General features: G+C 69.0%; 26 protein-coding genes, 1 tRNA gene and 1 pseudogene. 17 read left to right on the top strand and 11 right to left on the bottom strand.

What is annotated here, in order from left to right; translation table 11 throughout:
* The first annotated feature begins 24 nt into the window (after nt 1-24).
* The gene (locus tag AB0H84_RS15165; RefSeq protein WP_357603612.1) at nt 25-366 is read left to right on the top strand and encodes a metallopeptidase family protein; all 342 of its coding nucleotides are present in this window, start codon (nt 25-27) and stop codon (nt 364-366) included.
* 110 nt (nt 367-476) lie between these two features.
* Entirely contained in the window at nt 477-1,739 is a 1,263-nt protein-coding gene (locus AB0H84_RS15160) for an MFS transporter (protein WP_357603610.1), read from the top strand.
* Here AB0H84_RS15160 and AB0H84_RS15155 read toward each other — a convergent pair whose 3' ends face one another.
* Nucleotides 1,740-2,033, bottom strand: coding sequence for a PspC domain-containing protein (locus tag AB0H84_RS15155; protein WP_357603608.1), 294 nt, complete (start codon nt 2,031-2,033; stop codon nt 1,740-1,742).
* A 91-nt stretch (nt 2,034-2,124) separates the two neighbouring features.
* Between AB0H84_RS15155 and AB0H84_RS15150 the strand changes: the two genes are divergently transcribed.
* Both AB0H84_RS15150 and AB0H84_RS15145 read left to right on the top strand, forming a co-directional pair.
* On the top strand, nt 2,125-3,279 hold the full coding sequence (locus AB0H84_RS15150) for an acyl-CoA dehydrogenase family protein (protein ID WP_357603606.1): 1,155 nt from the start codon (nt 2,125-2,127) through the stop codon (nt 3,277-3,279).
* A gap of 49 nt (nt 3,280-3,328) precedes the next feature.
* Nucleotides 3,329-3,401 (top strand) — tRNA-Lys (locus tag AB0H84_RS15145).
* 557 nt (nt 3,402-3,958) lie between these two features.
* Here AB0H84_RS15145 and AB0H84_RS15140 read toward each other — a convergent pair.
* Nucleotides 3,959-5,020: an integrase core domain-containing protein gene (locus AB0H84_RS15140; RefSeq protein WP_357603605.1), complete on the bottom strand. Its 1,062-nt coding sequence runs from the start codon at nt 5,018-5,020 to the stop codon at nt 3,959-3,961.
* A 318-nt stretch (nt 5,021-5,338) separates the two neighbouring features.
* Here AB0H84_RS15140 and AB0H84_RS15135 point away from each other — a divergent pair, with 318 nt between their 5' ends.
* The gene (locus tag AB0H84_RS15135; protein WP_357603749.1) at nt 5,339-5,521 is read left to right on the top strand and encodes a helix-turn-helix transcriptional regulator; all 183 of its coding nucleotides are present in this window, start codon (nt 5,339-5,341) and stop codon (nt 5,519-5,521) included.
* Nucleotides 5,522-5,554: 33 nt separating this feature from the next.
* On the opposite strand, the gene AB0H84_RS15130 is transcribed toward AB0H84_RS15135, so the two are convergent.
* On the bottom strand, nt 5,555-6,448 hold the full coding sequence (locus AB0H84_RS15130) for a LysR substrate-binding domain-containing protein (protein WP_357603603.1): 894 nt from the start codon (nt 6,446-6,448) through the stop codon (nt 5,555-5,557).
* A 141-nt stretch (nt 6,449-6,589) separates the two neighbouring features.
* Here AB0H84_RS15130 and AB0H84_RS15125 point away from each other — a divergent pair, with 141 nt between their 5' ends.
* The gene (locus AB0H84_RS15125) at nt 6,590-7,480 is read left to right on the top strand and encodes an NAD-dependent epimerase/dehydratase family protein (protein ID WP_357603601.1); all 891 of its coding nucleotides are present in this window, start codon (nt 6,590-6,592) and stop codon (nt 7,478-7,480) included.
* 173 nt (nt 7,481-7,653) lie between these two features.
* On the opposite strand, the gene AB0H84_RS15120 is transcribed toward AB0H84_RS15125, so the two are convergent.
* Nucleotides 7,654-7,887, bottom strand: coding sequence for a hypothetical protein (locus AB0H84_RS15120; protein WP_357603599.1), 234 nt, complete (start codon nt 7,885-7,887; stop codon nt 7,654-7,656).
* Nucleotides 7,888-8,241: 354 nt separating this feature from the next.
* On the opposite strand from AB0H84_RS15120, the gene AB0H84_RS15115 reads away from it, so the two are divergent.
* From AB0H84_RS15115 to AB0H84_RS15100, 4 genes are all read left to right on the top strand, one after another.
* Entirely contained in the window at nt 8,242-9,162 is a 921-nt protein-coding gene (locus AB0H84_RS15115; RefSeq protein WP_357603597.1) for an EamA family transporter, read from the top strand.
* A gap of 560 nt (nt 9,163-9,722) precedes the next feature.
* Nucleotides 9,723-9,896: a hypothetical protein gene (locus AB0H84_RS15110; RefSeq protein ID WP_357603595.1), complete on the top strand. Its 174-nt coding sequence runs from the start codon at nt 9,723-9,725 to the stop codon at nt 9,894-9,896.
* A 498-nt stretch (nt 9,897-10,394) separates the two neighbouring features.
* Nucleotides 10,395-11,066 (top strand): hypothetical protein, encoded by a 672-nt coding sequence (locus AB0H84_RS15105; RefSeq protein WP_357603593.1) that lies wholly within the window; start codon nt 10,395-10,397, stop codon nt 11,064-11,066.
* Nucleotides 11,067-11,380: 314 nt separating this feature from the next.
* Nucleotides 11,381-11,734, top strand: a complete 354-nt coding sequence (locus AB0H84_RS15100; protein ID WP_357603591.1) for a hypothetical protein — start codon at nt 11,381-11,383, stop codon at nt 11,732-11,734.
* Nucleotides 11,735-12,159: 425 nt separating this feature from the next.
* Here AB0H84_RS15100 and AB0H84_RS15095 read toward each other — a convergent pair whose 3' ends face one another.
* The 6 genes and pseudogenes from AB0H84_RS15095 to AB0H84_RS15070 all read right to left on the bottom strand — a co-directional run bounded on the left by AB0H84_RS15095 (nt 12,160) and on the right by AB0H84_RS15070 (nt 17,313).
* Nucleotides 12,160-12,408, bottom strand: a complete 249-nt coding sequence (locus tag AB0H84_RS15095) for a hypothetical protein (RefSeq protein ID WP_357603747.1) — start codon at nt 12,406-12,408, stop codon at nt 12,160-12,162.
* 303 nt (nt 12,409-12,711) lie between these two features.
* Entirely contained in the window at nt 12,712-13,494 is a 783-nt protein-coding gene (locus AB0H84_RS15090) for a GNAT family N-acetyltransferase (protein WP_357603590.1), read from the bottom strand.
* A 168-nt stretch (nt 13,495-13,662) separates the two neighbouring features.
* A pseudogene (locus tag AB0H84_RS15085) lies at nt 13,663-14,405 on the bottom strand (polyketide synthase).
* A gap of 99 nt (nt 14,406-14,504) precedes the next feature.
* The gene (locus AB0H84_RS15080) at nt 14,505-15,848 is read right to left on the bottom strand and encodes an NAD(P)-binding domain-containing protein (RefSeq protein WP_357603588.1); all 1,344 of its coding nucleotides are present in this window, start codon (nt 15,846-15,848) and stop codon (nt 14,505-14,507) included.
* A 148-nt stretch (nt 15,849-15,996) separates the two neighbouring features.
* On the bottom strand, nt 15,997-16,362 hold the full coding sequence (locus AB0H84_RS15075) for a hypothetical protein (protein ID WP_357603586.1): 366 nt from the start codon (nt 16,360-16,362) through the stop codon (nt 15,997-15,999).
* A gap of 54 nt (nt 16,363-16,416) precedes the next feature.
* A complete protein-coding gene (locus AB0H84_RS15070) occupies nt 16,417-17,313 on the bottom strand; it encodes a LysR family transcriptional regulator (protein ID WP_357603584.1) in 897 nt (298 codons plus the stop codon).
* Between the two features lie 95 nt (nt 17,314-17,408).
* On the opposite strand from AB0H84_RS15070, the gene AB0H84_RS15065 reads away from it, so the two are divergent.
* A complete protein-coding gene (locus tag AB0H84_RS15065; RefSeq protein ID WP_357603582.1) occupies nt 17,409-18,428 on the top strand; it encodes a nitrilase family protein in 1,020 nt (339 codons plus the stop codon).
* A 230-nt stretch (nt 18,429-18,658) separates the two neighbouring features.
* Here AB0H84_RS15065 and AB0H84_RS15060 read toward each other — a convergent pair whose 3' ends face one another.
* Nucleotides 18,659-19,405 (bottom strand): DeoR/GlpR family DNA-binding transcription regulator, encoded by a 747-nt coding sequence (locus tag AB0H84_RS15060; protein ID WP_357603580.1) that lies wholly within the window; start codon nt 19,403-19,405, stop codon nt 18,659-18,661.
* 107 nt (nt 19,406-19,512) lie between these two features.
* Between AB0H84_RS15060 and AB0H84_RS15055 the strand changes: the two genes are divergently transcribed.
* The 6 genes from AB0H84_RS15055 (at nt 19,513) to AB0H84_RS15030 (ending at nt 25,446) form a co-directional block, all read left to right on the top strand.
* Nucleotides 19,513-19,818 (top strand): hypothetical protein, encoded by a 306-nt coding sequence (locus AB0H84_RS15055; RefSeq protein ID WP_357603578.1) that lies wholly within the window; start codon nt 19,513-19,515, stop codon nt 19,816-19,818.
* A 45-nt stretch (nt 19,819-19,863) separates the two neighbouring features.
* Nucleotides 19,864-20,040 (top strand): hypothetical protein, encoded by a 177-nt coding sequence (locus tag AB0H84_RS15050; RefSeq protein ID WP_357603576.1) that lies wholly within the window; start codon nt 19,864-19,866, stop codon nt 20,038-20,040.
* On the top strand, nt 20,037-20,738 hold the full coding sequence (locus tag AB0H84_RS15045; protein ID WP_357603574.1) for an NUDIX domain-containing protein: 702 nt from the start codon (nt 20,037-20,039) through the stop codon (nt 20,736-20,738). Before AB0H84_RS15050 ends, AB0H84_RS15045 begins: the two co-directional genes overlap by 4 nt.
* A gap of 163 nt (nt 20,739-20,901) precedes the next feature.
* Entirely contained in the window at nt 20,902-21,573 is a 672-nt protein-coding gene (locus AB0H84_RS15040; protein WP_357603572.1) for a hypothetical protein, read from the top strand.
* A 94-nt stretch (nt 21,574-21,667) separates the two neighbouring features.
* Nucleotides 21,668-21,829 carry a hypothetical protein gene (locus AB0H84_RS15035; RefSeq protein ID WP_357603570.1) on the top strand — a complete coding sequence of 54 codons (162 nt, stop codon included), beginning with the start codon at nt 21,668-21,670 and terminating at the stop codon, nt 21,827-21,829.
* Between the two features lie 263 nt (nt 21,830-22,092).
* Entirely contained in the window at nt 22,093-25,446 is a 3,354-nt protein-coding gene (locus tag AB0H84_RS15030; RefSeq protein WP_357603568.1) for a BTAD domain-containing putative transcriptional regulator, read from the top strand.
* Nucleotides 25,447-25,448 lie beyond the last annotated feature (2 nt).

Below are 25,448 nucleotides of genomic sequence, written 5' to 3'. Positions count from 1 at the left end.
GGGCGGCGAGGCAGAATGGCAAGCGTGATCGAGGTTTCGCGGGAGAGATTCGAAGAGCTCGTGTCCGAGGCGTTGGACACGATTCCCTCTGACCTCACCCGTGCCATGAGCAATGTCGTCGTGACGGTCGTCGATGACCCGCCGGAGCCCCACCTGCTCGGCTTGTACACCGGTGTCCCCCTCACCGAACGCGGCGACTGGTACTCAGCAGTCCTGCCCGACCGCATCGAGATCTACCGCAATCCGATATGCCAGATCTGCGATACCGAGGAGGCCGTCGTCCGCGAAGTGCGCATCACGGTCGTGCACGAGGTCGGGCATCACTTCGGCATCGACGACGCCAGACTTCACGAGCTGGGTTGGTAACCCTTTGCTTTTGGTTCGCTGCTTTGGGTTGCGGCTTGCCATAATGATCGGGCACCTTAGGTAACACACCGAGCACCGTAAGTCAGGCACAGCGGAGTCCAATGGGGGCCATGCGGGCACGACGGCCGCAGGGACGGCATCGCCGTGCCGAGGACCAGGCCACATACCGAGAAGTCATCGCCATCAGGGAGTTCAGGGCGCTCTGGTACGGCCAGGGCCTTTCGCTCATCGGCGACCAACTTGCCCAGGTGGCACTCGCCGTACTCGTCTACGATCGCACGCGCTCGCCGCTCGCCACGGCTGCCGTGTACGCCCTGACGTATCTCCCGTCGATCGTCGGCGGGCCGCTGCTGGCCGGTCTGGCGGACCGGTTCGCGCGCCGGGGCGTCATGCTCACCTGCGACCTGATCAGGGCCGCGCTGGTGGGCGCGATGGCGGTGCCCGGCGTGCCGTTCTGGGCGCTGTGCGCGCTGGTGTTCCTGGTGGTGCTGCTCAGCGCGCCGTTCTCGGCCGCGCGGGCCGCGCTGCTGCCCGAAGTGCTCGAAGGCGACCGGTACGTCATCGGCTCGGCCCTCCAGAACATGACGAACCAGGCCGTCCAGATGCTCGGTTTCGCCGCAGGCGGAGCCGCCATCGCCACCATGGGCCCCTACCGGGCGCTCGCTCTGGACGCCGCGACGTTCCTCGGCTCCGCGTTGATCCTGATCTCAGGGGTCCGCCGCCGCCCCGCCGCCAACCGCGACAGTACGAAACCGTCCATGTGGAGCATGACCATGGCCGGAGCCCGGCTGGTGTTCGGGTCACCGCAGTTGCGGACGCTCATCCTGTTCGCGTGGTTGTGCGGCTTCTACATCCTGCCTGAGGGCATCGCCGTCCCGTACGCGGCCAGGCTCGCCACGGGCACGCTACCGGTTCCCGTGATCACCGGGCTGCTGATGGCGGCGATGCCGACCGGGACGGTGGTGGGCGCGTTCCTTTTCAGCAGGTTCGTGGGTCCTGAGCGGCGGATGCGGCTCATGGGGTGGATGGCCATGCTGAGTTGCGCGCCCCTTGCTGTGACGGCGCTCCGGCCGCCGCTCGCCGTGGTGCTGGCCGCCTGGGTTCTGTCGGGGATCGGCGGGGCGTACCAGCTCGCGGCCAATGCCGCCTTTGTCCAGCACGTTCCGGCCGAACGTCGCGCCCAGGCGTTCGGCCTCGCGCAGTCGGGGCTGATGGCCGTACAGGGGATCGGGATCTTGGTCGGTGGGTTCGCGGCGGAGAGACTCGGTCCGGAGCCGGTGGTCGCGGTGGCCGGGGTGGCCGGGGTCATCTGCGCGGCCGTGCTCGCCCTGATCTGGACCGAGTCCCGGGAACGGGTGCCCGCCGCGGCCTGATCACGGCATCGGCTTCTGCTCGCCGCTCCAGTCCGTTCTGCTGCGGTCCTGCTGCTTGTTGATCAGGTCCTGTACGATGGAGGTGTCGCTGTCCTCGTCGGGCAGCAGGAGCCAGCCGATCGCGTACACGCCGACGCCCAGACCGCCGAAGAGCGTCACGATCGCCAGCGCGATGCGCACCAGGTTGGCGTCGATCCCGACGTACTCGCCGATGCCGGAGCAGACGCCCGCGACGATCCTGCCTTTGTGAGTCCGACGCAGCTTCTTGACGTTGTATTCGCCGTATTCGCTCATGTCTCAAGACTGCCCGTGCGCCCGGTGTTCGCACATCAGGATTCCCCCTGGTAGAACCCTGGTAGCCCCCTATGTGAGGAAGGGACCCGCGATGAACGATCTGCTTCGCCTGGACGACCGGCTCAACGCCGACCAGCGGCTGATCCGCGACACGGTCAAGTCGTTCGTCTCCGACCGCATCCTGCCGAACGTGGGCGACTGGTTCGAGAAGGCGGTCTTCCCGGCGCGCGAGCTCGCGCCCGAGCTCGGCTCGCTCGGCCTGCTGGGGATGCACCTGGAGGGGTACGGCTGCGCGGGCACGGACGCGGTGTCGTACGGGGTGGCCTGCCGCGAGCTGGAGGCCGGCGACTCGGGCCTGCGCTCCTTCGTATCCGTCCAGGGTTCGCTGGCCATGTTCCCCATCTGGCGATATGGCTCGGACGAGCAGAAGGAAGAGTGGCTCCCCCGGATGTCCGCCGGGACGGCGATCGGCTGCTTCGGGCTGACGGAGCCGGACCACGGCTCTGACCCGGCGAACATGCGTACTTATGCCAAGAAAGACGGATCCGACTGGATCCTGAACGGCTCCAAGATGTGGATCACCAACGGTTCCATCGCGGACGTGGCCGTGGTGTGGGCGCAGACCGACGAGGGCATCCGCGGCTTCGTCGTACCGACCTCCACCCCCGGCTTCTCCGCCCCTGAGATCCACAAGAAGCTGTCCCTTAGGGCCTCGGTCACCTCGTCCCTCTACTTCGACGACGTCCGCCTGCCCGCCTCCGCCGCCCTCCCCGGCGTCACCGGCCTCCGCGGCCCTCTCTCCTGCCTCTCGGAGGCCCGCTTCGGCATCGTCTGGGGCGTCGTGGGCGCCGCCCGCTCCTGCCTGGAGGCGGCGGTGGAGTACGCGAAGACGCGCGTCCAGTTCGACAAGCCGATCGGGGCGTTCCAGCTGACCCAGGAGAAGCTCGCCTGGATGTACGTCGGCCTCGCCCAGGCCGGGCTCACCGCGCTCCACCTGGGCTCCCTGAAGGACGCGGGGCAGCTGGAGCCCCGGCAGATCAGCTTCGGCAAGCTGGCCAACGTACGCGCCGCCCTCGACATCGCCCGCCAGGCCCGCTCCATCCTGGGCGGGAACGGGATCACGCTGGAGTACCCTGTGATCAGGCACATGAACAACTTGGAGTCTGTGCTGACGTACGAGGGCACTCAAGAGATTCATACGCTGGTGCTTGGGGAGGCGCTGACGGGTCTGGCCGCTTACCGGTGATGTAGGCGTCGCGGACAGGGCGGTAATCTCTGTACCCTTGCTGGTGCGAGGGGCGTTAGCTCAATTGGCAGAGCTGCGGACTTTTAATCCGTAGGTTCCGGGTTCGAGCCCCGGGCGCCCTACTACCCTACACCCCATCTGACCTGCAATTTCGCGGTCCCGAGGTGCCTTGCGCGAGGCCGAGACGCGCGGATGGTTGCTCGTCGGCTGCTCGCGGGCACGGATTGGGCACATGTGACCGGGGCCGGTAGATCGTTCAGGCACCCAACGTCTGGGCAGACCACTCGGAAGGTCAAGAGAAGACCAAGGCGGAAGACTTCATCCGGCCGAGCATCCCCCTTTTGGCAAGCCGCGCAAAACGCTGGTCACCGAGCTCTCCATCGAAGCCGGGGCGCTTCAGGGTTCCCTCTGGCTAACGGATTCTCGTCAAGCAGCAGCGCGGCAAGAGGGACGCCGGGCGTCGTGGTGAGCTGCAGGGCAAATGTTGATCAAGGCACGTCATGAGGGGCGCTGTCCTGCGGGATGTACAGGCCCCTTGCCTCCACAGTGGCTCCGTTCTGATCTCCTCACCGGAACGGATCGCACGTGTTCCCTCGTATCGCATTGGCGGCCATCGCCCTCACCGTGTACCGCTTCAAAACTCGTGCACGTGGTCTGAGCTGGTGTTTCTTCGGGTTGGTCAGGCGGCACGGTGGTACTCGTTGATGGCACCGCTGAGCACCTTTCGCCGCTGAACCCGGCCCTCCAGCGGCACCACGACGTCCTCGCCTTGTTCAGGTGGGCGTTGTTGACGGGACTGGTGCGGGCGATGCGCGTTATAGTGCTCGGCGTACTCGCCCAGAACCGATCGCAGATGACATTCGTCGTAGATCAGCATCCGGTCGGTGCACTCGGCACGTACGGTTCGGACCCAGCGTTCGGCGTAGCAGTTGGCTCGAGGCGTCCGTGGCGGAGTCGTGATCACCGTGACGCCCAGGCTGGTGAAGATCTCGTCGAAGGCGACGGTGAACTTGGCGTCCCGGTCACGGATGAGGAACCGAAATGACCTGGCTCGGTGCCCGAGATCCATGAACAGATTTCTCGCCTGCTGAGCCGTCCAGGCGCCTGTTGGGTGAGCGGTAACGCCCAGGATGTGCACGCGTCGCGTTTCCACCTCCATCACGAACAACACGTACAGGCGCTTCAAGAAGACCGTGTCGACGTGGAAGAAGTCGCAGGCGAGCAATCCTTTCGCTTGCAGCCGCAGAAACGTCCGCCAAGAGGTGTCGAAGCTTCGTGGCACCGGCCGGTGCCGGCGTGAACGTAGGATCCGCCGCACGGTCGCTTCACCCACCTGCACGCCGAGCCGAACCAGCTCACCATGTACCCGCCGGTACCCCCACCTCGGGTTCTCGCGCGCCAGGCGGAGAACCAGATCCCGAACCTCTTTGCTTGTTCCGGGACGGCCGGCGCGGTGTGGGTAGGTCCACGAGCGTTTGATCAAACGACGATGCCAGGCCAGGAGGGTGCCGGGGGTTACGAGCCGACGTGTTCGCAGCAGCGACGGCAGGAAGCGGGCCAACGCCGCCAAGAACGCCCGATCGGCCCAGTCCGGCCTCGGCCGAACGACCTGACGCTTCAACACGGCAACCTCATGCCGGAGCACCATGATCTCGACATCCTTGGACGCCTGACCACGCCCCAGCAACGCCAACCAGCCGAACACCCGAATCAAGGTCAGATACAGCAGACGAACCGACACGGACCGCGATCTTGCCCGTGGGGCCTCTGGAGGTCAAAGCCGCAGACCAAGCACCACGCGATGAGTTATGAAGCGGTACAGGCATCTATGAACTCGATCATGGGGCGATGGGTGCAGTCCTGCCGCCGCGAGCTCCTCGATCGCTGCCTTCGCAGCAACGTCGCCGGGGTGACCAGACGATGAGCGCGCAGCACCGCCGGCAACCATCGGGCCAGCGCCGCGAGAACGGCCCGATCGGCCCAGTCCAGCTTCAGGCGATACAGGTCAGGCGAGTCATGGTGCGGGCGGGCGACCAGCGCCGCCCGTGGCTGGGAGAGCCTGACGGCTTCGGAACTGCAGGTGGTCCGACTGCTCGCGCAGGGCGCTACCAACCGGCAGGCGGCCGAGCAGTTGTTCCTGTCCCCGCACACCGTCAACACCCCCCTGCGCCACGCCTACTCCAAGCTGGACGTCAACTCGCGCGTGGAGCTGACCCGGCTGGTCCTCGCACACGACGGCTGACCGTTTCCGTCGCCATCGCGGATCAATTCCTCATCAGAAGGCACGCTCGTGATGGATGTGCCGCGGGAGCAGGTCCATGAAGGCGTGCAGAGCCCTGGTCGGTTTGCGCCTCGCCGATCTGATCACGCAGAGCGTCCAGGACAGTTCCGTCCCCTCCAGTGCCACCGCCCGCACACCGGGGTGTACGGGGAACGCCTTGGGCTGGAACGCCACGCCGAGCCCACGGGTCACGTACTGGGGAATCGTGGTGATGTCAGAGACCTCGACCAGCACCTGCCGCGTCAGCTCCGCGCGGGCGAACGCTTCGTCCACCAGCTCCCGCTGGCAGAAGCCGATCGGCATCTCGATGAACGGCTCACCCGCGAGGTCGGAGAGGCGCACGGCGTCACGCCGGGCCAGTGGGTGGTCCTCGGCGACGAGCAGCTGGAGCTCGTAATCCTTGATCGGCGTGACGTTGAGGTGCTCGTCCAGGAGGTGTTTGCCGACGAAGGCCACGTCTGTACGGCTCTCCTTGATGTCCTCGACCAGCCCCGCCGTGCCGCGCTGGGACATCGCGACGCGGAGCCGCACTCCTGGGTGCCGGCGATGGAAGTCACCCGCCAATGCGGGAACGTCCACGATGGTCATGCTGGTGAGCATGCCGACCGTGAGACTGCCGCGCAGGCCGGCGGAGACCGGCTCGACGGTGGCGCGGGCGCGATCGAGCGCCTCCAAGGCCGCTCTGGCCTCGGGGAGGAACGCCGACCCTGCCTCGGTGAGCTGCACCGATCGGGTCGAGCGGGTCACCAGCTCGACCCTCAACTCGCTCTCCAGCGCCTTGATCCCCGCGGACAGCGTTGACTGCGTCACGTGGAGCCGCTGGGAGGCACGGGTGAAGTTCATCTCCTCCGCCACCGCGATGAAGTACTCCAGCCTGCGCTGGTCCATGCGCCTCCTCCATCTATCGGTGTCAGCGATATGAGCATCGAGATTCTTCGTTGGACACGATAAGCGGCCATCGGTGACAGTGGCCAACGCGGCCACCGGCTTCCAGGCCGCCATCCACAACTCCTCGACGAAGGACGACTCATGCGCGTATTTCTCACCGGCGGGACCGGCTACCTAGGCTCGGCGGTTCTCGATCGGCTGGTGGCCGAGGGGCACCAGGTCACCGCCCTGATCCGCGACCAAGGCAAGGCGGAGGCCGTACGAGCCAGAGGGGCGGTCCCCGTCCTCGGCGACCTGGCCGACGCCGATGCGGTGCACCGGCTCGCCGACGCCGCTGATGGCGTGATCCACCTGGCCGCTCCGGGTGACGACAGCAGTGCGCGGATCGACGACGCCGCGGCCACGCATATCCTCGCCGCTCTCAAGGGCACCGACCGGCCCTACGTCCACACCAGCGGACTCTGGGTGCACGGAAGCGGCGCCGCGATCACCGAGTCGACCCCGATGAACCCGCCCCGCCTGACGGCCTGGCGGGTGCCGATCGTTGAGCGCGTGCTCTCCACCCCGGGTGTGCGCGGCGCGGTGGTGGCTCCCGCCGTGGTCTACGGCCGTGGCGGCGGGCTGCTGAACCTGGTGGCCTCGGGGCCGAGGACCCAGGGAGACGCGCCGGCCCTCACCATGATCGGCCATGGGGAGCAGCACTGGGGCACGGTGCACGTGGACGACCTCGCCGCGCTCTACGTACGGGCGCTGGAGAGCGCGCCCGCCGGCTCGTACTTCATCGGGGCCAGTGGCGTGAACCCCACCGTCCGCGAGATCACCGAAGCCGTGAGCCGGGCGATCGGCCTGTCCGGCCGGGTCGCTCCCGAGCCGGTGGCCCGGACGCTCGAGCGCCTCGGGCTGCTCGGCGAGGCGCTGCTGCTCGACCAGCAGGCCGGCGGGGACGCCGCACGGCGGATCCTCGGCTGGACCCCGGAGCAGCCGACGATCCTCGAGGACCTGGTCGCGAACCGGCTCGCCGCGACCTCCTGACGCATCACATCCCGGTTCTCACCGCGGGCTCGTCGCATGGAGCGAGGAGCCCTCGGGGCCGGCATCAGAGGAGAGTTCCATCGGGCGTCCAAGCGGCTGTCGCCCGTCACCCGGGAGGGACGCCCGCCACGCCGCTACCTGCCGGCGAGCGTGCCGGGAGGAACGTTCGCGCGTCAACCGAGTACCTTGCCGAGGAAGCCGCGCTTGTACCCGGCGATCACGTCCAGGTGGCTCTTCAGCGCGAAATACCCGCAGTCCAGCAGACGCACCTCCGCCTCCGGCAGATCCCGCGGGAACGCCCTGGCGCCGCCAGGGCCGAAGATGCCGTCGTTGGCGCCCCAGACGGCCAGCAGCGACACTTGGCCGCCCCGGAAGTAGCTCGCGCGCGCCTTCGGATAGAGATCCACGTTCGACGGGTAGTCCCAAAACAGCGGCGCTGACCGGCGGGCTGCGCACAGTGCTGGCCGGCGGCGCCGCGCTGCCGCTGGGTCCGTTCCTGGTGCTGGCCGCCGCGAGCGGGACCCCGGAGGCCGACGCTGATCAGCACGAGCATGGGGCTGAGGGCGAACCGGTCGAAGCTGCTCACGAACGAGGCCACGGAGACCGCGAGTGGCGGCCGGACGAGGTTCACGGATGGGGCGAGCGAGGTCATTGATCCCATGATCCGATTAGCTGATCAAGCATCCAGTAATACCACCCCAAATCCGGAAATGTCATCCGAGCCCCGTACGCTCGGTCGATTGTCTTGACGGAGGAGCCTCATGACCGACTTCGCTCTGGATGAGCCTTGTGATCGCGGCAGGGCTATGCCCGCGCCCGGACGCCTGCTGCGACAGGCCGCCGACTCGATCCCGCCCTCGATGCTCGTCGTGCTCGGTATTCTCTCCGTGCAGCTCGGCGCCGGTTTCGCCAAGGAGCTGTTCACGGCACTGCCGCCGAGCGCGGTGGTGTTCCTGCGCATCGCGGCGGGCGCGCTGATCCTGGCCGCGGTGGCCAGGCCCAAGCTGAAGGGGCTGTCGTGGGGCGACTGGGCGGTAGGGCTCGGTTTCGGCGTGACCCTTGCCCTGATGAACCTGTCGTTCTATGAGGCGCTGTCGCGGCTGCCGATGGGCGTCGCGGTGGCGATCGAGTTCCTCGGGCCGCTCGGGGTGGCCGTCGCGGCCTCGCGGCGCAGGCTGGACCTGGTGTGGGTCGTGCTGGCCGGTCTGGGCGTCGCACTGTTCGCGCCCTGGGGGCAGCCCGCGTCTGCGGGCTGGTGGATCGGCATCGGGTTCGCCCTGGTGGCGGGGGCGTGCTGGGCGGCGTACATCCTTCTGTCGGCCGCGGCCGGACGGCGCTTCCCCGGGACGACCGGATTGTCGTTCGCGATGATGGTGTCGGCCGTGGTGATCGCGCCCGTGGGGATCACGACCGGCGGCACGGACCTGGCGCAGCCGCAGTTGTTGCTGATCGGGCTGGGGGTGGGGCTGCTGTCGTCGGTGATCCCGTACTCGCTGGAGCTGCGGGCGCTGCGGCGCATGCCCAAGCACGTGTTCGGCATCCTGATGAGCCTGGAGCCCGCGGCGGCGGCGGTGGTCGGCGTGCTGCTGCTCGGTGAGGTACTGCACCTGCAGCAGTGGACGGCGATCGTCTGCATCGTGGTGGCATCCCTGGGCTCGACCCGGACGGCCAGGCGCGACTGACGTTTGAGATCTTCAGAAAGGTCGTCAGAGCACAAAAGCCGCCGCATGCCCGCGGGGATGGGGATCTCTCCGTCGTGCGGCGGAGGGCTCGGCGACAGGTGGGCGGGACGCCGAGCGCATTTACCCATTTCGGCTATAACGGCACCGCCCTCTGGATCGCCCCCCACACAACCGCTGGGCGATCCTCCTCGCCAATAAGCTCTACCTTCGGCCGCGACCGCCAAGCCCTCGCTGACGTCCGCAACGCCTTCTGCAACCTGACCGTACGGACACCCCAACAGACACAACCGACTGGACAGACGTCGGCGTGAAGTCGGGAACTGTTGGTCCATAGGTTCCGACCCAGAGTTCCGCCCTGGATCGAGGTTGCGACACCCACTAGTCGCTCTTCAGCCGCGTTGGGCGCATAACCGGAGTTTCCGCCCTTCTGCGGCCCTCGTTTGCCTCTCAGCCCATAAATGAACGCCAAACGCGAGGCATGGGCAGGCACGTCTGTCCGGGTTTTACCAAGCCATGGCAGCTTCCCCCGAAGCTGCCTTTCCCCGGAACGGAACGCCTTCGTGTTGCCTGCCCCGGCCACAGTGGTCAAGCCGATATCCCTGGCCCTGCTCGCGACCCTGCAGATCGGCTTCGTCACACTCGCACTGCGGACGGCCTACCTCGCGCGGCGTACCGCCGGCCGCGACCAGCCCCACACCCACCGCCCTCAGCCGCCGTCCCCGCTCACCCCATAAACAGCGGGCCACCCTCTTCTCCCTCTGTTCGAGGTGTACAGCCAGACCGTGCGGTGCGGCGCCGCTGTGGCACGAGCGACGTCCTTGATGCCGAGAATGCAGCACGGGCCCTTTCCCGAGTATGCGACCACCATCCTCAAGAGCGCCGATGACCCAGCAGAGATACTGCGCGTGTTCAAGCTGGTCAAGGACTCCACCGTCAAGGCACGCACGCAGACGATCAACCAGCTCAAGGTGCTGCTGGTTCCGCAGCCCTCATCCTGCGTGAGTGTCTCGAGAGGTTGTCGGTCCCGCGGCTCATCACAGCGGGCGCCGAACTGGATCCGTCAGCCGGCACCGCTTACGCCACGATCTACACGCTCAAGGTCTCAACAGTTGACGACAAGACCTCAAGCACGTCACAAGTCCCTGCTGAATCGGTGGCGGAATTCGGGACCAGTGAATCCGAAACAGGAAGCAGGACCGTGCTGGTCATGCTCAAGATGAGGAGACATACATATGATCGGCAGAGCGAGAAGCAGTGCCTTGCTGTCGGCGGGAGTGGTGGCTGGATTGCTTGTCGGCAGCGGAGGGGTCGCGGCTGTGGCCGCCGCGGTGGAGGATGGGGAAATCGTCGCCTGCGCCGACAAGGACAACGTCCTGCGTCTCGCTCCGACCCCTTCACCCTCCCCGTCCCCCTCTGCCATCTGCGGTGAAGGAGAAAAGACCGTTGCGTGGAACGCCGTCGGGCCACAGGGCCCCGCGGGTCCGCCTGGCCCCGGGGCCGAGGCCTACGATGCCTGGGGCGACTCCGTCGAATACCCGATCACCGAGCACGACATCACGCGGAAGACGATCGCGGTGCTCAACAACCTGCCTGTGGGCTCCTACGTCGTCAATGCGGACCTGCAGGTCAAGCAGCGATTGGGAGACCCGGTGCCGTTCGATGTGGATTGCCTGGTGACCACCCTTCCTGATGTCCCACTCGGCGTGCCTGGGCCATACGCTGAGTTGGCCGCAGGCCAGCAGTGGAATGGGGCCTTTACCAGGACGCTCACCTTCAAGAGCCCTGGTTCGGTGTACTTGAAATGCTACGTCCGGGGAAGCAGCGTCGGGACCGGCGATGCGACCGCGATGTTTTACAGGCAGCACCTGACGGCGACAACGGTTACCAAGGTCAACGGCCGCTAGAAGATCTTCGAAGGCGACGGTCCACATACCACTGGAGCCGAGGACCGTCGCGTTCTCACCGACCCTCGATCCAACTGTTCACCTGGGTCGGACGGGTGCTGGACGAAAGAGTCCAGGCTGCCTCCACGGAGGCCACGGAAGTGTTGCCTCGTGCCATGCATGCGCTGGACATGGAGGTCGACCACGGGTCCAAAGACCTGAAGGGACCCCATCGAGCGCCCCCTGGAGGGCCTGAAGGCCGCGCGCCCAGGGCCGCACGGTCGGCGGGCCGGTCGCCGTGACCGACGGCGTGCGCGCCGCCGCCCGGCCCCGCCGTGCGCGACCGACCCATCACGCAGATCGCCCGCGAACTGCTGGCCTGGTGGCAAGCGGCGGCGGAGGTCGAACGGCAGGTGGCGCTACTGGACGGGGACACACTGGCGCGAACGCCGCAGTCGATGCAGGCGACGCTGCGGGCGTTGTCGGCGTCGCGGTTCTTCCCTGACCTGGCCTTACGGACACTGGTGTTCGACTTGAAGCAAGTGCGCCGGTATCGGGCCGACGCGCAGCTGCGGCAGGCGGCCCGGGATCGGGTGACGGCGCTGCTCGGACCGGACACGCAGGTGGTGGTGCACTCGCTCGGCTCGGTGGTCGCCTGCGAAGCGCTGTGCGCCCTGGCCGGGTGGTGACGGGCTGGTGTGGACGAACGTGGTCGATCACGGCGACGTTGTGGCGCTGGTGAATGATCTGCGGCCGTAGTTCGGTGACCGCGTCGTCGGTCAAGTGGTACACAACGGCGCGCACGCCCACGACGCCGCCGGCTACGAGGGTGAGGCGCGCCGGTATCTGATCGCCACGGTGATCAGCCGCTATCCGAAAAGCACCCTGGACGAACGCGGTCTCACCGGGTCCGCGCTGCCCGACGCCCTGCTGACTCTCGAACCCCCGCTCAGGCCGGCGTCATGTCCTTCGACCCCGTCAGATGGACGCACTGCTTCCCGGCCCTGCGCTCGTCCTCCCTGTTCCGCGACCTCGTGGCGGACTCCGCGCGGGAGGCCGACACGGCGCTCCTGACGCGGGACCTGCTCGGCGGGCAGGACGACGAGATAGCCGCCTACCTGGTCGCGGGCCATCTGTGCGCCCAGGTCGTCGACCTCGTCCAGTTCCCCCGCGACCAGGTTGATCCCGCGCAGTGCCCGCACCGGCTGGGCCTCGACTCCCTGATGGCGGTCCAGTTGCGCAACCGCCTCGCGCTCGACCTCGGGAGTCGCCGATGTCGCGGCGTCGCGGAGCGGTCGAGGCGGTCGAGCTTGGGAACGACGAGGGTGTCGCCACTGCGGACGGATGGGAGGGCCTGGTCCAGGCCGGGCCGGTTGCGGTGGGTGCCGGTGAGTCCGTGGTCGAGGTAGATCCTTGTTCGTGGACGCCGAAGCCGATCAGGATCTCCTCCTGGGCGGTGAGGTCCTGGGCGTCGGTCGAGCAGCCGACGTAGCCCGTGAGCAGTCCGGTCACAGCCCTCGGAGGGTACGGATAGCCCCCGCTGACCGTACAGATCACGGACACCCTATATGAGACGACGCCAGAGCTGTTCATGCTCTTGACTGGACCAAGATCACCCGTGTGCGCTGAGGGATCACCTGACGAACATGCGGTTGCGAGTTTCCGGTCAGCCTGCCCTGTAGAGCTGGGCCTGTTGCTCGGTGTCGGCGAAGCCGAGCGCACGGTAGAGGCGGATGGCGTGGTCGTCGGGGTCTGCGGCGATGACGAGTGTGTGGATGCCCCGGTCGGGTACTGCGTGCTGGGCGGCATGGTAAAGGACGGCGGAAGCGAGACCCCGGCGGCGGAAGCCGGGGTGGGTCTCGACGTTCTGGAACCGTGCCAGTCCCGCGCCGACGGCGAACAAGCCGGCTCCGGCACGCAGGCGTCCTTCCACGTAGGCGCCGATCCAGCTTCCATGACCGGCCTCGCACAGATGACGGTAGCCCGTGACCCGCCGCTCGGCGAAGCGTCGGATGTCATCGTCCAACCGGTCGTAGCAGGCGAGATCCAACTCCACGGCTTGGTGCCAGTCATCGTCACTGGACAGGGCGCGGATGTCGGCTTGAGGGGTTGCGGCAGGTGGCACGAGCCTGTCGGCTGTCAGTACGGTACTGAGTTCGACGGTCACCCCGAGGGCTTCGTGCTCCGCGGTGTCCCCCGCCAGGCCGATGACACCGTCCACCCCGAATGCCCGGTGCTTCGCCGCCGGGAACTCTGCGGTGAACAACGCCGACCACCGGGCCGCGTCACCTGTCCGGGGCGGTGAGTCGAAGAGGAGGAAGTTCCCCCAGTAAAAGCCGGGGTTCGCCGGGGTCCGCACCACGAGGTGTGTTCCGTGGTCGGTGACTACTGATCCACCCAACTTCAGCAACATCACATCCGTGCGAAACCCAAGCGACACGATCTTCATCTCGCCGAGCGTACAGGGGCTTCCCATTACGCTTCAGCGCTGGGCCAACGTATGCGCGAATGCGCCGCGCCGGCCGGAGACCGGCGCGGACATGTCAGGAGCGGGCTTCTGGGAATTCGAGTCACCTGCGCCGCCACCCCGCGGAGCCTCGCCCAATAGACCGCAAGCCTAGGCATGCGGTCGGGACGCCTCGGCCAGCGCCTGCGTGATCGTCTTCAGTACGACGACCCCCGCGCCCTCGCTGCGCACGTAGCCGTCGGCGCGGGCGTCGAAGGCCTTGCACTGGCCGTCGGGAGCCATCATCGAGCCTTGCGAGAACCCGATGGCGTGGTCGGGCGCGAGGATGAGGTTGGCGCCGCCAGCGAAGGCCAGGTCGCAGGAACCGGCCCGCAACGACTGCACCGCGAGGTGGATGGCGACCAGCGACGAGGAGCAGGCCGCGTCGAGGGCCGCGCTCATTCCCGACAGGTTGAGCGCGTAGGAGATGCGGCCGGCGTTGCCGCCTCGGGTGCTGCCCGTGACCGTGTGGACGTCCAGCCCGCCGGGGGCGCCCGACTGCCGGTCCCAGTAGTCGCTGGTGATGACGCCGGTGAAACCGCACCGGTCAGGCCGGGCATCTGGTCGAGCGTGAGGCCGGCGTCCTCGAACGCCTCCATCATCATGCGGTGCTGCGGGTCCATGGCGGCGGCCTCGCGGGGCGAGGTGCCGAAGAACTCCGCGTCGAACTCGTCGATCCCGGTGATGAAACCGCCGTACCTGGAGGACAGCTTGCCCTGGGGGCCGGGGACCGGGTGGTAGACCTCCTCGACGGGGAACCGGTCGGCGGGAACCTCGATGATCGCGTTGCCGCCACGCCTGAGCAGTTCCCACAGCTCCTGGGGCGAGGGGGCGCCGGGCAGGCGGCAGGCCATGCCGATCACCGCGATGGCTCGGACGGTGTCATGCCGGAAGGCCTCTCGGTCGTTGCCTGATGCGGATCTGTCGCTGCTCAGTGCTGATCACGGGCACTTTCACGCACGGCCCACCGAGCCGTTCCTGCGGGCCCTGCGCAGGCCGGCGCGCAACTCGCGCTCGATGAGCGAGCGGTACGTCACGGGGTCGAGCAGCATCCCGGCCCGTCGGTCGTCGCCGAACATGCGGGCGGCCCGTGCCCGGTCCCGTACGAGCTCGCGGGCGATGCCGTCCGCGCCGGGCAGGGCGTAGCGGCCGGACAGCTTGGCGGCGACGAGCCGCGCCTGCCGTTCGAGGGTGGCGGGCGCGGCCCCGAGGATCTGGACCAGTCCGACGAACGCCAGGTCCGTCGCGGCCGGATGGAACACCCGCCGGAACAGGTCCAGCCCGTCGCTCGGCGGCGTGATCGCCGGATCGAGGAAGGAGAACGACGGGCGGTATCCGGTGCAGAGGATGATGGTGTCGTATGGCTCGACCGATCCGTCCGCGAACACGACCGCGTCCTCCTTGAAGCCTTTCAGCGCCGGCCGTACCGCGAGGTCGCCGTGGGCGAGGCGGGTGAGCAGGTCGCTGGTGACCGTGACGGCGGCGTTGCCGAGGGGCCGCGTGGGCCTGGCGATGCCGTACCGTTCCTGCGGCCCCCGGGACAGGTGCACCGCGAGCCGCATCACCTGCCAGCGCAGCCATCGCGGGCGGGCGCGCACAGGAAAGGTGTCGAAGGGGCGGCCGAACAGGTGCTTGGGCACGATGTGGACGCCGCCGCGCACCGAGACGGCGGTGCGGGCGGCGGTCCTGGACACCTCGCAGGCGATGTCCGCGCCGCTCGCGCCGAGGCCGACGACGAGCACGTCGCGCCCGGCGAAGCGCTCCGGGGAGACGTAGTCGTGCGCGTGGAGCACCTCGCCTCCGAAGAAATCAGGAATGTCAGGCATGATCGGCTGGCTGAAGTGGCCGGTCGCGACCACGACCGACCCGTAGCGCCCGCGCCCGCCGCCGGAGGTCTCCACGATCCAGCCGCCGGACGGCTCCTGCGTCACCCTGGTGACCTCGGTGTCCAGGCGCACGCGCGGCGACAGGCTGAAGTGGTCGGCGTAATGAGCCAGGTAGTGGCCAATCTGCTCGCGTGAGGGGAACTCGGGAAAGTCCGGCGGGATCGGGAGGCTGGACATCGCCATGAACGCGGCGGAGGAGTTGACGTGCAGCGCCCAGTAGGCGGGCCCATCCTCCAGCTCAGGGTTCTGCGACCACAGGCCACCGACCGCGCTCCGGCGTTCGAAGCACTCCCAGGCGACGCCCGCGTCGTCGAGAGCCTTCGCCACCGCCAGGCCGCCGATCCCGGCGCCGATGATCGCGACGTCCGGGCCCCGCGGCGGGGAGTCTAGCTGCTGATTTCCGATCGGCATGATGCCACTTCCGTCCAGGAGTCCGTGCGGTGAAGGACAGCGGCACGTCCGGGATGCAATCGCGCGTGGCGCCGGGGTGAAGGGTCGGCCGTGCGTGCGCGTGCCGTGTGCGTGGGGCGATCGGTCCGGGCGCTGCCAGACTGAGCGGTCACGCTGTTGAATCGCTTGGAGCGCTTGGGAAATCTGGTGCAGAAATGGCGGAAGCCGGCCGGCCGATTCCGGGAAGGGCGTGCGGGGTGAGGCCGGCAGGGCGTCCGGCCGCCGCGCTCAGCGCCTCGGCGATCTGCGAGGAGGTCCGCCAGTCGCCGGTGATCTCCACCGCCTCGCCCATATACGTCCCCGGGCCGGCGAAGGCCAGGGCGGCGAACGCGCCGACGTCGTCTATGGCGGTGGGCTGGCAGGCCCTGTTCCTGCAGCGGGCGGGTGACGCCCCGGCCCTGGCGGTCACGGTCAACGTGGCCGCGTTCCTGCTGGTCCACGCGGTCGGCTCGGCGCTCGGTGCCGGCGTCGTCACGGTCTCCGGGCTGCGCTGGATGGGGCCGGCCGGGCGGCGCTCAGCGCCGGCGTGCTATTCCATCCATGCGTCACGGCTGTTCGCCGGCCGCTGTTCGCGGATCAGCATGAGAAACCCGGCCATCAGAGCGTGCAGTTGCTCACGGTTCCACACTGCCGAGATCTGCCACGCCGCGGCCGGATGCCCGATCGGCGTGATCGTGACCGGTGACGGCGCTATGCGGGCGGCGCTGGCCGGCACGAACGCGGCGCCCGCCCCCGCCGCCACCAGCGCCAGGACGGTCTGCAGGTCGTGCGCCTCCTGGACGACGGTGGGACGGATCCCGGTGGCGTCGCGGAAGCGGCGGATCTGCCCTGCCAGCCCGGGCCCTTTCGCCTGCGCCAGTTGCAGGAAGTCATGGCGGGCGGCCCATCCGGGAAGGTCTGCGGGCCGTGGCGGAGGCTCGTCGGTATGGGCGAGGGCGAGGCGGTCGGTGCCCACGGGCAGATGCTCCCAGCCGGCTTCGAGGGGCGGGCGGACGAAACCGACATCGAGCCGGCCCGCCTTGATCTCGTCGAGCTGCCGCTGGGAGGACATGTCATCGAGGGTGACGTGCGCGCCGGGGCGGCGCTGCCGGAAAGCGGCGACCAGGCGGGGAGCGAGGTCGATGCTCGACAGTCCGAAGCCGACCGCCAGGGTGCCGATCTCTCCGTGTGCCATCCTCGTCATTCGCTGGGTGAGCGCGTCGGCGTGCCGGACGAGGGACTGCGCCTCGGGCAGCAGCACGGCGCCCAGCCGGGTCGGCGTGGCGCCATGCCGTCCACGGTCGAACAGCCGGCCGCCCACCTGCGCCTCCAGGGTCTGGATCTGCTTGGTGAGCGTCGGCTGGGTGATGTTGAGCCGGCTGGCGGCGCGGCCGTAGTGACGGCACTCGCTGACGGCGAGGAAGGCGCGGAGCCGGCCGAGATCCATTCATTGAATCTATCGAATACGGCAAATGATTCATTGGACGCATGGATGGCGCGTGCGGTCTGCTGGTGCCCCGAGAGCAAGCATGGGAGGTCATCATGAGACAGAGCGACGACGTGAGCGGCGGTTCCGCGGCGGCCTTGCGCTGCGCGAGCGTGCAGTTCGAGCCTCGGCCTGACGACAAGGCGTACAACCTGGCCCAGGTTGAGCAGCATCTGCGGGCCGCGGCGGAGCAGGGGGCGCAGGTGGTGGCCTTTCCTGAGATGTGCCTGCTCGGGTACTGGCATCTGCGCAGGCATCCGGCTGAGCGGCTGCGGACGCTGGCCGAGCCGGTGGACGGCCCGTCCGTCGCCGCGGTCCGCGAACTGGCACTCGCGCGGGGGGTTGCCGCGGGCGTGGGCTTCCTGGAGATCGGCGAAGAGGGCCGGCTGTTCAACAGCTACGCCGTCTGCATGCCGGACGGGCGGGTGCACCGGCACCGCAAGCTGCACGCCTTCGAGCATCCGGCCATCGACAGCGGCGATGCCTACACCGTCTTCGACACGCCCTGGGGCGTGCGCATGGGTGTCCTCATCTGCTGGGACAACAACCTGGTCGAGAACGTCAGAGCCACGGCGCTGATGGGTGCCTCGGTGCTGCTCGCGCCCCACCAGACCGGCGGCACCGACTCCCGCAGCCCGCACGGGATGCGGCCGATCCCCGTGCCGCTCTGGCGCGGCCGGCACCAGGACCCGCAGGCGATCGAGGCCGCGCTGCGCGGCCCCAGCGGGCGCGAGTGGCTGATGCGCTGGCTGCCCGCCCGGGCACACGACAACGGGCTGTTCGTCGTGTTCAGCAACGGCGTCGGGGAGGACGACGGCGAGATCCGCACCGGGAACGCCATGATCATCGACCCTTACGGCCGCATCCTCGCCGAGACCTGGAAGGCGGGCGACGACCTGGTCGTCGCCGACCTCGACCTCACCCTGCTGCCGCTGTCGACGGGCCGGCGCTGGATGCAGGGACGGCGCCCGGAGTTGTACGACATCCTCACCCGTCGCTTCGGGGACGAACGCGCGCCGCGTGCCGCGCGCTTCGCCACCGACCCGGTGCCGCTTCGCCGTCCCCTCGATGATTGACGCGCCCGAACCTTCAGACCTCGACGGTGAGCCGCTTCGCCTCGCACCCGTTTCGGAGTGCACCCGTTCTGGGATGTCTCTAGGGCCGTGAAAAGGCCCTCAACGCGGTGGACAACGACGAGGATGAGGACGACTTGGAGCCTCTGCGCTGATCGGCGGCGGCAGGACCCAACGGTCGCTGATCGTGGCCACACAGGCAAACACGCATAATCGTGCACGAGGTTACACCATCAGGCATGGATGATGGGCGTGCTGAGCGAGCGTATGGTGGCGTTCTCGCCACCCGCGTCGGTGACGATCCCGGCGACGTCCGCCAAGGGCAGAACAGTGAAACGAGAGGCTGCGCCGATCTTCTCCGTGCTGGCCAGCACGTAGGTGTCAGCCGCCTGGCGGGCCAGGGCGCGCTTCATCGCGGCCTCATCCACGTCATCCGTGGTCAGCCCCACCTCGGGATGCACGCCGGTCACGCCGAGCAGGAAGAGGTCGGCGTGCAGGCCGCGGGCGGCCTCGACCGCGGCCGCGCCGCAGGCGACCATGGAGTGCTTGAACAGCCGCCCGCCGATGAGGTAGACCTCCACGTCCTGGTGCTCGCCCAGCGCGCTGGCCACGGTAGGGCTGTGGGTGATGACGGCGGCGCGCAGGTCGAGCGGGAGCGCGCGGACGACCGCGAGGGCGGTGGTGCCGCCGTCGAGGATCACGGTGCTGCCCGGTTCGATCAGCGCCGCCGCGGCAGCGGCCACGCGCTGTTTGCCGGTCACCTCCACGTGCTCACGGGTGGCGTAGTCGGCGATCGCGGGAGAGACGGGCAGCGCGCCGCCGTACACCCGCTGACACAGGCCCGCCGCAGCGAGTTCGCGCAGGTCGCGGCGGATGCTGTCCTCGGACATGCCGAGTTCGACGGCGAGATCCTTGGCGATGATCCGGCCGTCCCGGTTGAGGCGTTCCAGGAGCAGGTCACGGCGTTGGGCGGCCAGCATGCACGTTTCCCCTTGTTCTTTCCGGTTATTTCCTATTATAGTTCCACAACGTGATGATTCTTATCGCTGGACCCTATCGTTCAGGCACAAACGATGATCCCCAGCTGATGGCGGACAACCTGGCCAGGCTGGAGGAGGCCGCATGGCCGATTTTCCGCAGCGGGCACGTGCCCATGATCGGGGAATGGGTGGCCCTGCCCGTGCTACGGGGCGCGGGTGGTCAAGGGCCGGCCGACCCGGTGGCCGAGCAGATCATGTATCCCACCGCGGAGCGCCTGCTGCGGCACTGCGACGCGGTCCTGCGGCTGCCGGGCGAGTCCACCGGCGCCGATGAGGACGTACGGATCGCCACCGAGCGTGGCCTGCCCGTCTACCACCGGGTCGAGGACATCCCCGGCTACCAGGCCGCCTAGCGCTTTCTCTCTTCGACACCCTGAGCACACGGCAACGAGGAGATCATGAGCTCACCCATCATCGACCAACCGGCCAGGTCCCACATGATCGGCGCCGCGTCGCTCACCCGTACTGTCCACACGGCGGGCGGACCAGGGCTCGGCGCGGGCACGCCGACGTGCGCGGTGACCGGCCGCTGGTCGCTGCCGCACACCCTCCGCCCGGAACCGGTCCGGTCATGACCGCGGGCATCGACGAGCCGGACGCCCGCGGACGTACCGGCTTAAACCTCGCCGGCCTGGACCTCATGGGGAATCCGCGCGTACGCATCCGCGAGGTGCGGGTGTTGTCGTGCGACTGGGCAGTGCTGCGGAGGACGACCCTCGACTACCAGCACGCCGACGGCCGCCGGAGCACGCAGCAGCGGGAGACCTACGACCGCGGCAACGGCGCCACGGTGCTGCTGTACGACGTCGGCCGGGGGACTGTCCTGCTGACCCGCCAGTTCCGCTACCCGGCTTACGTCAACGGGCACCCGGACGGCATGTTGCTGGAGACGGCGGCGGGGCTGCTCGACGACGAGAGCCCGGAGGAGGCCATTCGCCGCGAGGCCGCCGAGGAGACGGGCCACGTCATCGGACCGGTACGGCACGTCTTCGACGTCTACATGAGCCCGGGCTCCGTCACCGAACGCGTGCACTTCTACGCCGCGCCGTACAGCGTGCACACTCGGCAGGGCGCCGGTGGCGGGGTGGCGGCCGAGGACGAGGACATCGAGGTCGTCGAGTTGCCCTTCAATGATGCCCTCGACCTGGTCCGCACCGGCGGGATCGCCGACGCCAAAACGATCATGCTGCTGCAGTGGGCCGCCCTGGACGGCCCCTTCGCCCCGGCATCGGCCGGCGGGGCCAGCGCTCGTTCACTTCTTGAAAGACCGTGAAAGATCACGCATTATCACCAGCAGTCGGGGCGGCGTGCGCGGCCGCGGCCCAGCCGGATCAACGGGATCTGCCCGGGCCTCTGGTTCGTGTCACGGAGCCTCCGCCACAGAATCGGAATCATCTCTGCCACCGCCCGAGTACGGGCGGTGGCAGAGAGCCGCGGTGGGCCGGTATCTCGCCGCCGGCAGCCAGGTCAACGTGGCCGAGGGCGAGCCGGTGCTGAGCCACCCTGTCCTCATCGAATCTTCTGATCTGCCGGCCGCGCACGTCTGTCCGCCGTACGTAGTCAGAAAGAAGAAAGACGTGTCCCGATATCAGCCTGGCTCGGACGTCCCGTCCTCCTACTCACAAGTGCTGGAGGAGCACCTGGCGGAATGGTCGGGGCGGACCGGGATCACGGTGGAGGTATGGGCGCTGCCGAAAATGCACCTCGCCGGTCGTCTTAGCACCATCGTCCATCGTGTGATTACCGAGGTCCTGCTGGAGATCGAACGTCACGCGCAGGCCCGTACCGTCAGCGTTGCTCTTACCACGTCCCACACCGGGCTGCGCTTGGTGATCAGTGATGACGGCGGTGGCATGACGGTGAAAGCTCGCGAGGCGCTGGAGACGCGCCTGCTGACGAGCCGGGGCGAACTCGACGGGCTGGGCGGCGGTCTCGGCGTCAACAGCGTGCTCGGCGAGGGCGTCACCGTCAGCGCCTCCCTGCCTCCGCAGGCGTTCGAACACACACCTGAGAACTACAGCCCCGTGCCGACCAGTCTGCGCGGAGTTGTCGACAGGAGGTTGCTGCGCCGGACGTCACAGGCAGACGAGAAGGCTCCCGAACGCTGACTCCTGCGCCGCAGCGCCAAGCGATTCAACCCGCCCACCTTCCTCTTCTAGCACGCATTTCCCGAAAGACCTTGAGGAGCCCTCCGTGGATTACATGTATGAGAAGATCGCCGACGCGGACCAGGCGGAGCGGCGAGCCGAGGCCGCACGGTTCCGCATGATCCGGCCGCGCTCGCGCCGGCGGGTTCTTGCCCGCCTCCGCGGCCGGTGCGCAGTCATCCTCCGCCGCCTCGCCGATCATCTTGAATTTGCCTGATCGTTCGTACGGGTATCGGTGAGTAGAAGTCCGGAACATGTCTCGCACGACCTGCAGGTCGTTGAGCCTGCCTCTACTCAGGATATGAGCGGCAGCATGCTGATCATGCATATATCGGCACCAGGACGACAGGTCGCGACCTACGCAAAGCGGGACGACGGGGCAGGAAGTGTACAGGGCGGAACAGCCGGCCGGTCACGTCCCTCCTGGCGCCGCGCCTGAACTGACATCAAGGGGGAAGATCGGCAATGGGAGCGCCGTCTGTGAGGTTTCGGGTGCTCGGAGGGCTGGAGGCGTACGACGATGGTCGGGGGCGGGTGGAGCTGCGCGGACGGCGCCAGCGTGCGGTGCTGGCCCGGCTCCTGCTGGCACGGGGCGCCGTGGTCTCCACGGACGCGCTCATCGAGGATGTGTACGACGGATCGCCACCGGCCGCCGCCCTTCCCACGCTGCAGTCGTACATCAGTAATCTGCGCCGCGTCATGGAGCCCGGGCGGCCTCGCGGCGTGCCGCCACGGCTGCTCGTCGCGCGGCAGCCCGGCTATCTGCTCGCCACCGGGGACGTGGACGCGATCGAGTTCGCCGGGCTGGTGGAGCGGGCCGAGATGCAGCCGTCCGAGGACAGGCTCGACTACCTGGACAGGGCGCTGCGGTTGTGGCGCGGCATCCCCTACGAGGAGTTCGCCGACCGGACGTGGGCGATCGCCGAGGTCAACCGGTTGTGCGAGCTGCGGCTGATCGCCGTTGAGCGCCGGGCCGAGGCGCTGCTCGACCTGGGCCGTCCCCAGCTCGTGATCGGAGGGTTGGAGGCGGAGACACTTGAGCACCCGCTGCGCGAGCGGCTGTCGTGCCTGCTGGCCCTGGCGCTCTACCGCACCGGGCGGCAGGCCGACGCGCTGGCCGTGCTCCGCCGGGTGAAGGAGCGGCTCGCTGAGCAGCTCGGGCTCGACCCCGGTCCGGAGCTACGGGCCTTGGAAGAGGACATCCTCCGGCAGGTGGATTCCCTGGACCCCGTACGCGCCGCCGCGGTGCTGTCTGCGGCGGCCCCGTCCGAGCGGCGACGGGCCGTGCCCGGCAGGAAGCGGCAGTTCGCGGCTCTGCGGGAGCTGCTCGACGAGGGCGGTGTGGCCGTCGCCGCGGTGACCGGTGAGCCGGGCATCGGCAAGACCTTCCTGCTGGAGGCGTTCCGCGAGCACTGCACCGACCTCGGCCACCTTGTGTTGTGGGGCGGCTGCCTCGATCTGCGGGAGGCGCCCCCGCTGTGGCCGTGGCTACAGGTGCTGAACACACTCGTCCGCCATCACCCGCCCGCCGACCGGGCGGCACTGGCCGGTCTCCTTGACGACGAGCAGCCCGCGGGCCCGACCGACGCCGCGCTGCTGCGCCGTAACCAGGTCATCGCTGACTGGCTGCTGGCGGCGGCGCGGACCCAGCCCGTGATCGTCGTTCTGGACGACCTGCACTGGGCCGACCCGGCCTCGCTCGAACTGCTCAAAGAGCTGATCATGCTGACGAGGAGGCCGGTGGCGAAGGCGCCTCTCAAAATCGTGGCGGCCTTCCGCGACCGGGACGATTCATGTGCCGATGGCACCGGGCTGCCCGTGGACGAACTGCTGACCCGCCTCGTCCGCTACGATCTGCGGCGCGTCCATCTGGACGGTCTCGACGCGGACGCCGTGCGGGCCGTCGCGGCGGGCATGAACACGACGGTGGATGAGGTCACCGCCAGGCGGCTGGCGGACCGTACCGGCGGGAACCCGTTCTTCGTCCGGGAAAGCGTCCGGCTGCTCGCCCAGGGCCGCCCGCTAGACGCTGTGCCCGACGCGGTCGCCACCGCGGTCCGTCAGCGGGTCGGCGCGCTTGGGCGGCGGCCGGGCGAGGTGCTCGGTGTCGCGGCGGTGCTCGGCCTCGACTTCGACCCCACGGTGGTAGCCGAGATCTGCCGCGCAGAAGCCGCTCCCCGTCGCGGGAGAGCCGAGGTCTCTGGCGAACAGGAGGTCTGTAACCTGCTGGACCAGGCGGTCCGGGCCGGGCTGGTCGTCCCGCGCGACGGCCGGATGGCCTTCGCGCACGACCTCGTCCGCGAAACCCTCGTGCACGACCTCCCACCCCTGCGCAAGGCGGCCGTGCACCGCCGCGCGGCTGCTTGCCTGTCCACCCGGCCCGGTATCGACGTCGCCGCCATCGCCCACCACGCGGTCGAGGCCGGCCCCGCCGCCTACCGCGAGACGGTGCGCTGGGCACGGGCGGCCGCCGAACAGGCCGGTCTGCGCCTGGCCTACGAGGAAGCCGCTATGTGGTGGAGCCGGGCGATCAACGCCCACGGCGCCTCCACCGGCGACCCGCTCAACCACCTGGAACTAGTGCTCAAACAGATCAGGGCGCTGCTGGACTCCGGCGACGCGATCGGCGCCCGGCACGCCAGGACCCAAGCCATCCGCGCCGCCGACCGCGCCGACGCCGGCCCCGAGGCCACCGCGCGGGCACTGACAGCGCTCGACGCACCCGCCATCTGGACGCTGCGCGACCCGTACGAGGCGGTGGACCTGCGGCTCGTGCACCGCTTCGAGGCCGCCCTGCGCGCAGTGCCCCCAGGCGATCGGCCCGAGCGGGCCCGCCTGCTCGGCGGCCTGGCCGAGGAGCTGTACAATGCGACCGACGACCCGCGACGCGACGCCATGGCCCTCGAAGCGGTCGAGATGGCCCGCCGGCTGGGCGATCCCCGCCTGCTGGTGCGGATGCTCAACGCGCGTTACCTGTCGCTGCCCGCGCTGCCCGCCCACGCTCCCGAACCGCTCGAGATCGCCGCCGAGATGCTCGACGCGGCCGTACGGGCCGGGGAACCGGGCTTCGAGCTGCTCGCGCACATGATCTTCAGCCACCACCGGCTGGAGGCGTTCGATGTGGCGGGCGCGGACCGCGCCGCCGCCCACTGCGACGCTCTGCTGGAGCGGCTGCCGCTGCCCTGGCCGCGCTTCCAGCACACGCTCTGGCGGGCTAACCGGCTCGTCCTGGCCGGCGCGTTCGACGACGCCGAGGCCCGGTACCGCGAGGCCGCGCGGCAGGCCGGCCGGCTGGGCGTGTGGCACGGCGAAGCGGTGGTGACCGCCGGGCGGCTCATCCTGCACTACCACCGGGGCACCCTGGCCGAGGCCGGGCCACTCGTCGAGGAGATCGCGGGCATCCATCCCTCCGCCGGCCACGACATGCGGGTCCTGCTGCTGTGCCGGCAGGGCCGGGCCGCCGAGGCGCGCAGGCTGGTGGCGGGCGGCTGGCCCGAGCGGGTGCGGGACTGGTCGTGGCTCACCATGACCTGCCTCCAGGGCGCGGCCCAGGCGGCGGTCGGGGACGTCCGCGCCTGCCGCGAGACCTACACCGAGCTGCTGCCCTACAGCGGCACCATCGCGGTCGGCTCCGCCGTGGTCACGCTGGGGCCCGTGGACTACTTCCTGGCCCGGCTCGCCTCGGCCGTGGGCGACTACGACGCCGCCATGGGGCACCTCACCACGCTGGCCGGGCTCACGGCTCAGAATGGGCTCACCTGGTGGAGCAAGCGGGCGAGAGAGACGTGCCTCCTGCTCGACGAGCCGGTCCCGGTGCCGTCGGCGGCATCCTGACA

This window comes from Nonomuraea sp. NPDC050786, from assembly GCF_040654115.1.
Classification (GTDB): domain Bacteria; phylum Actinomycetota; class Actinomycetes; order Streptosporangiales; family Streptosporangiaceae; genus Nonomuraea.
This window is presented reverse-complemented; position numbering and strand designations above follow the sequence as displayed.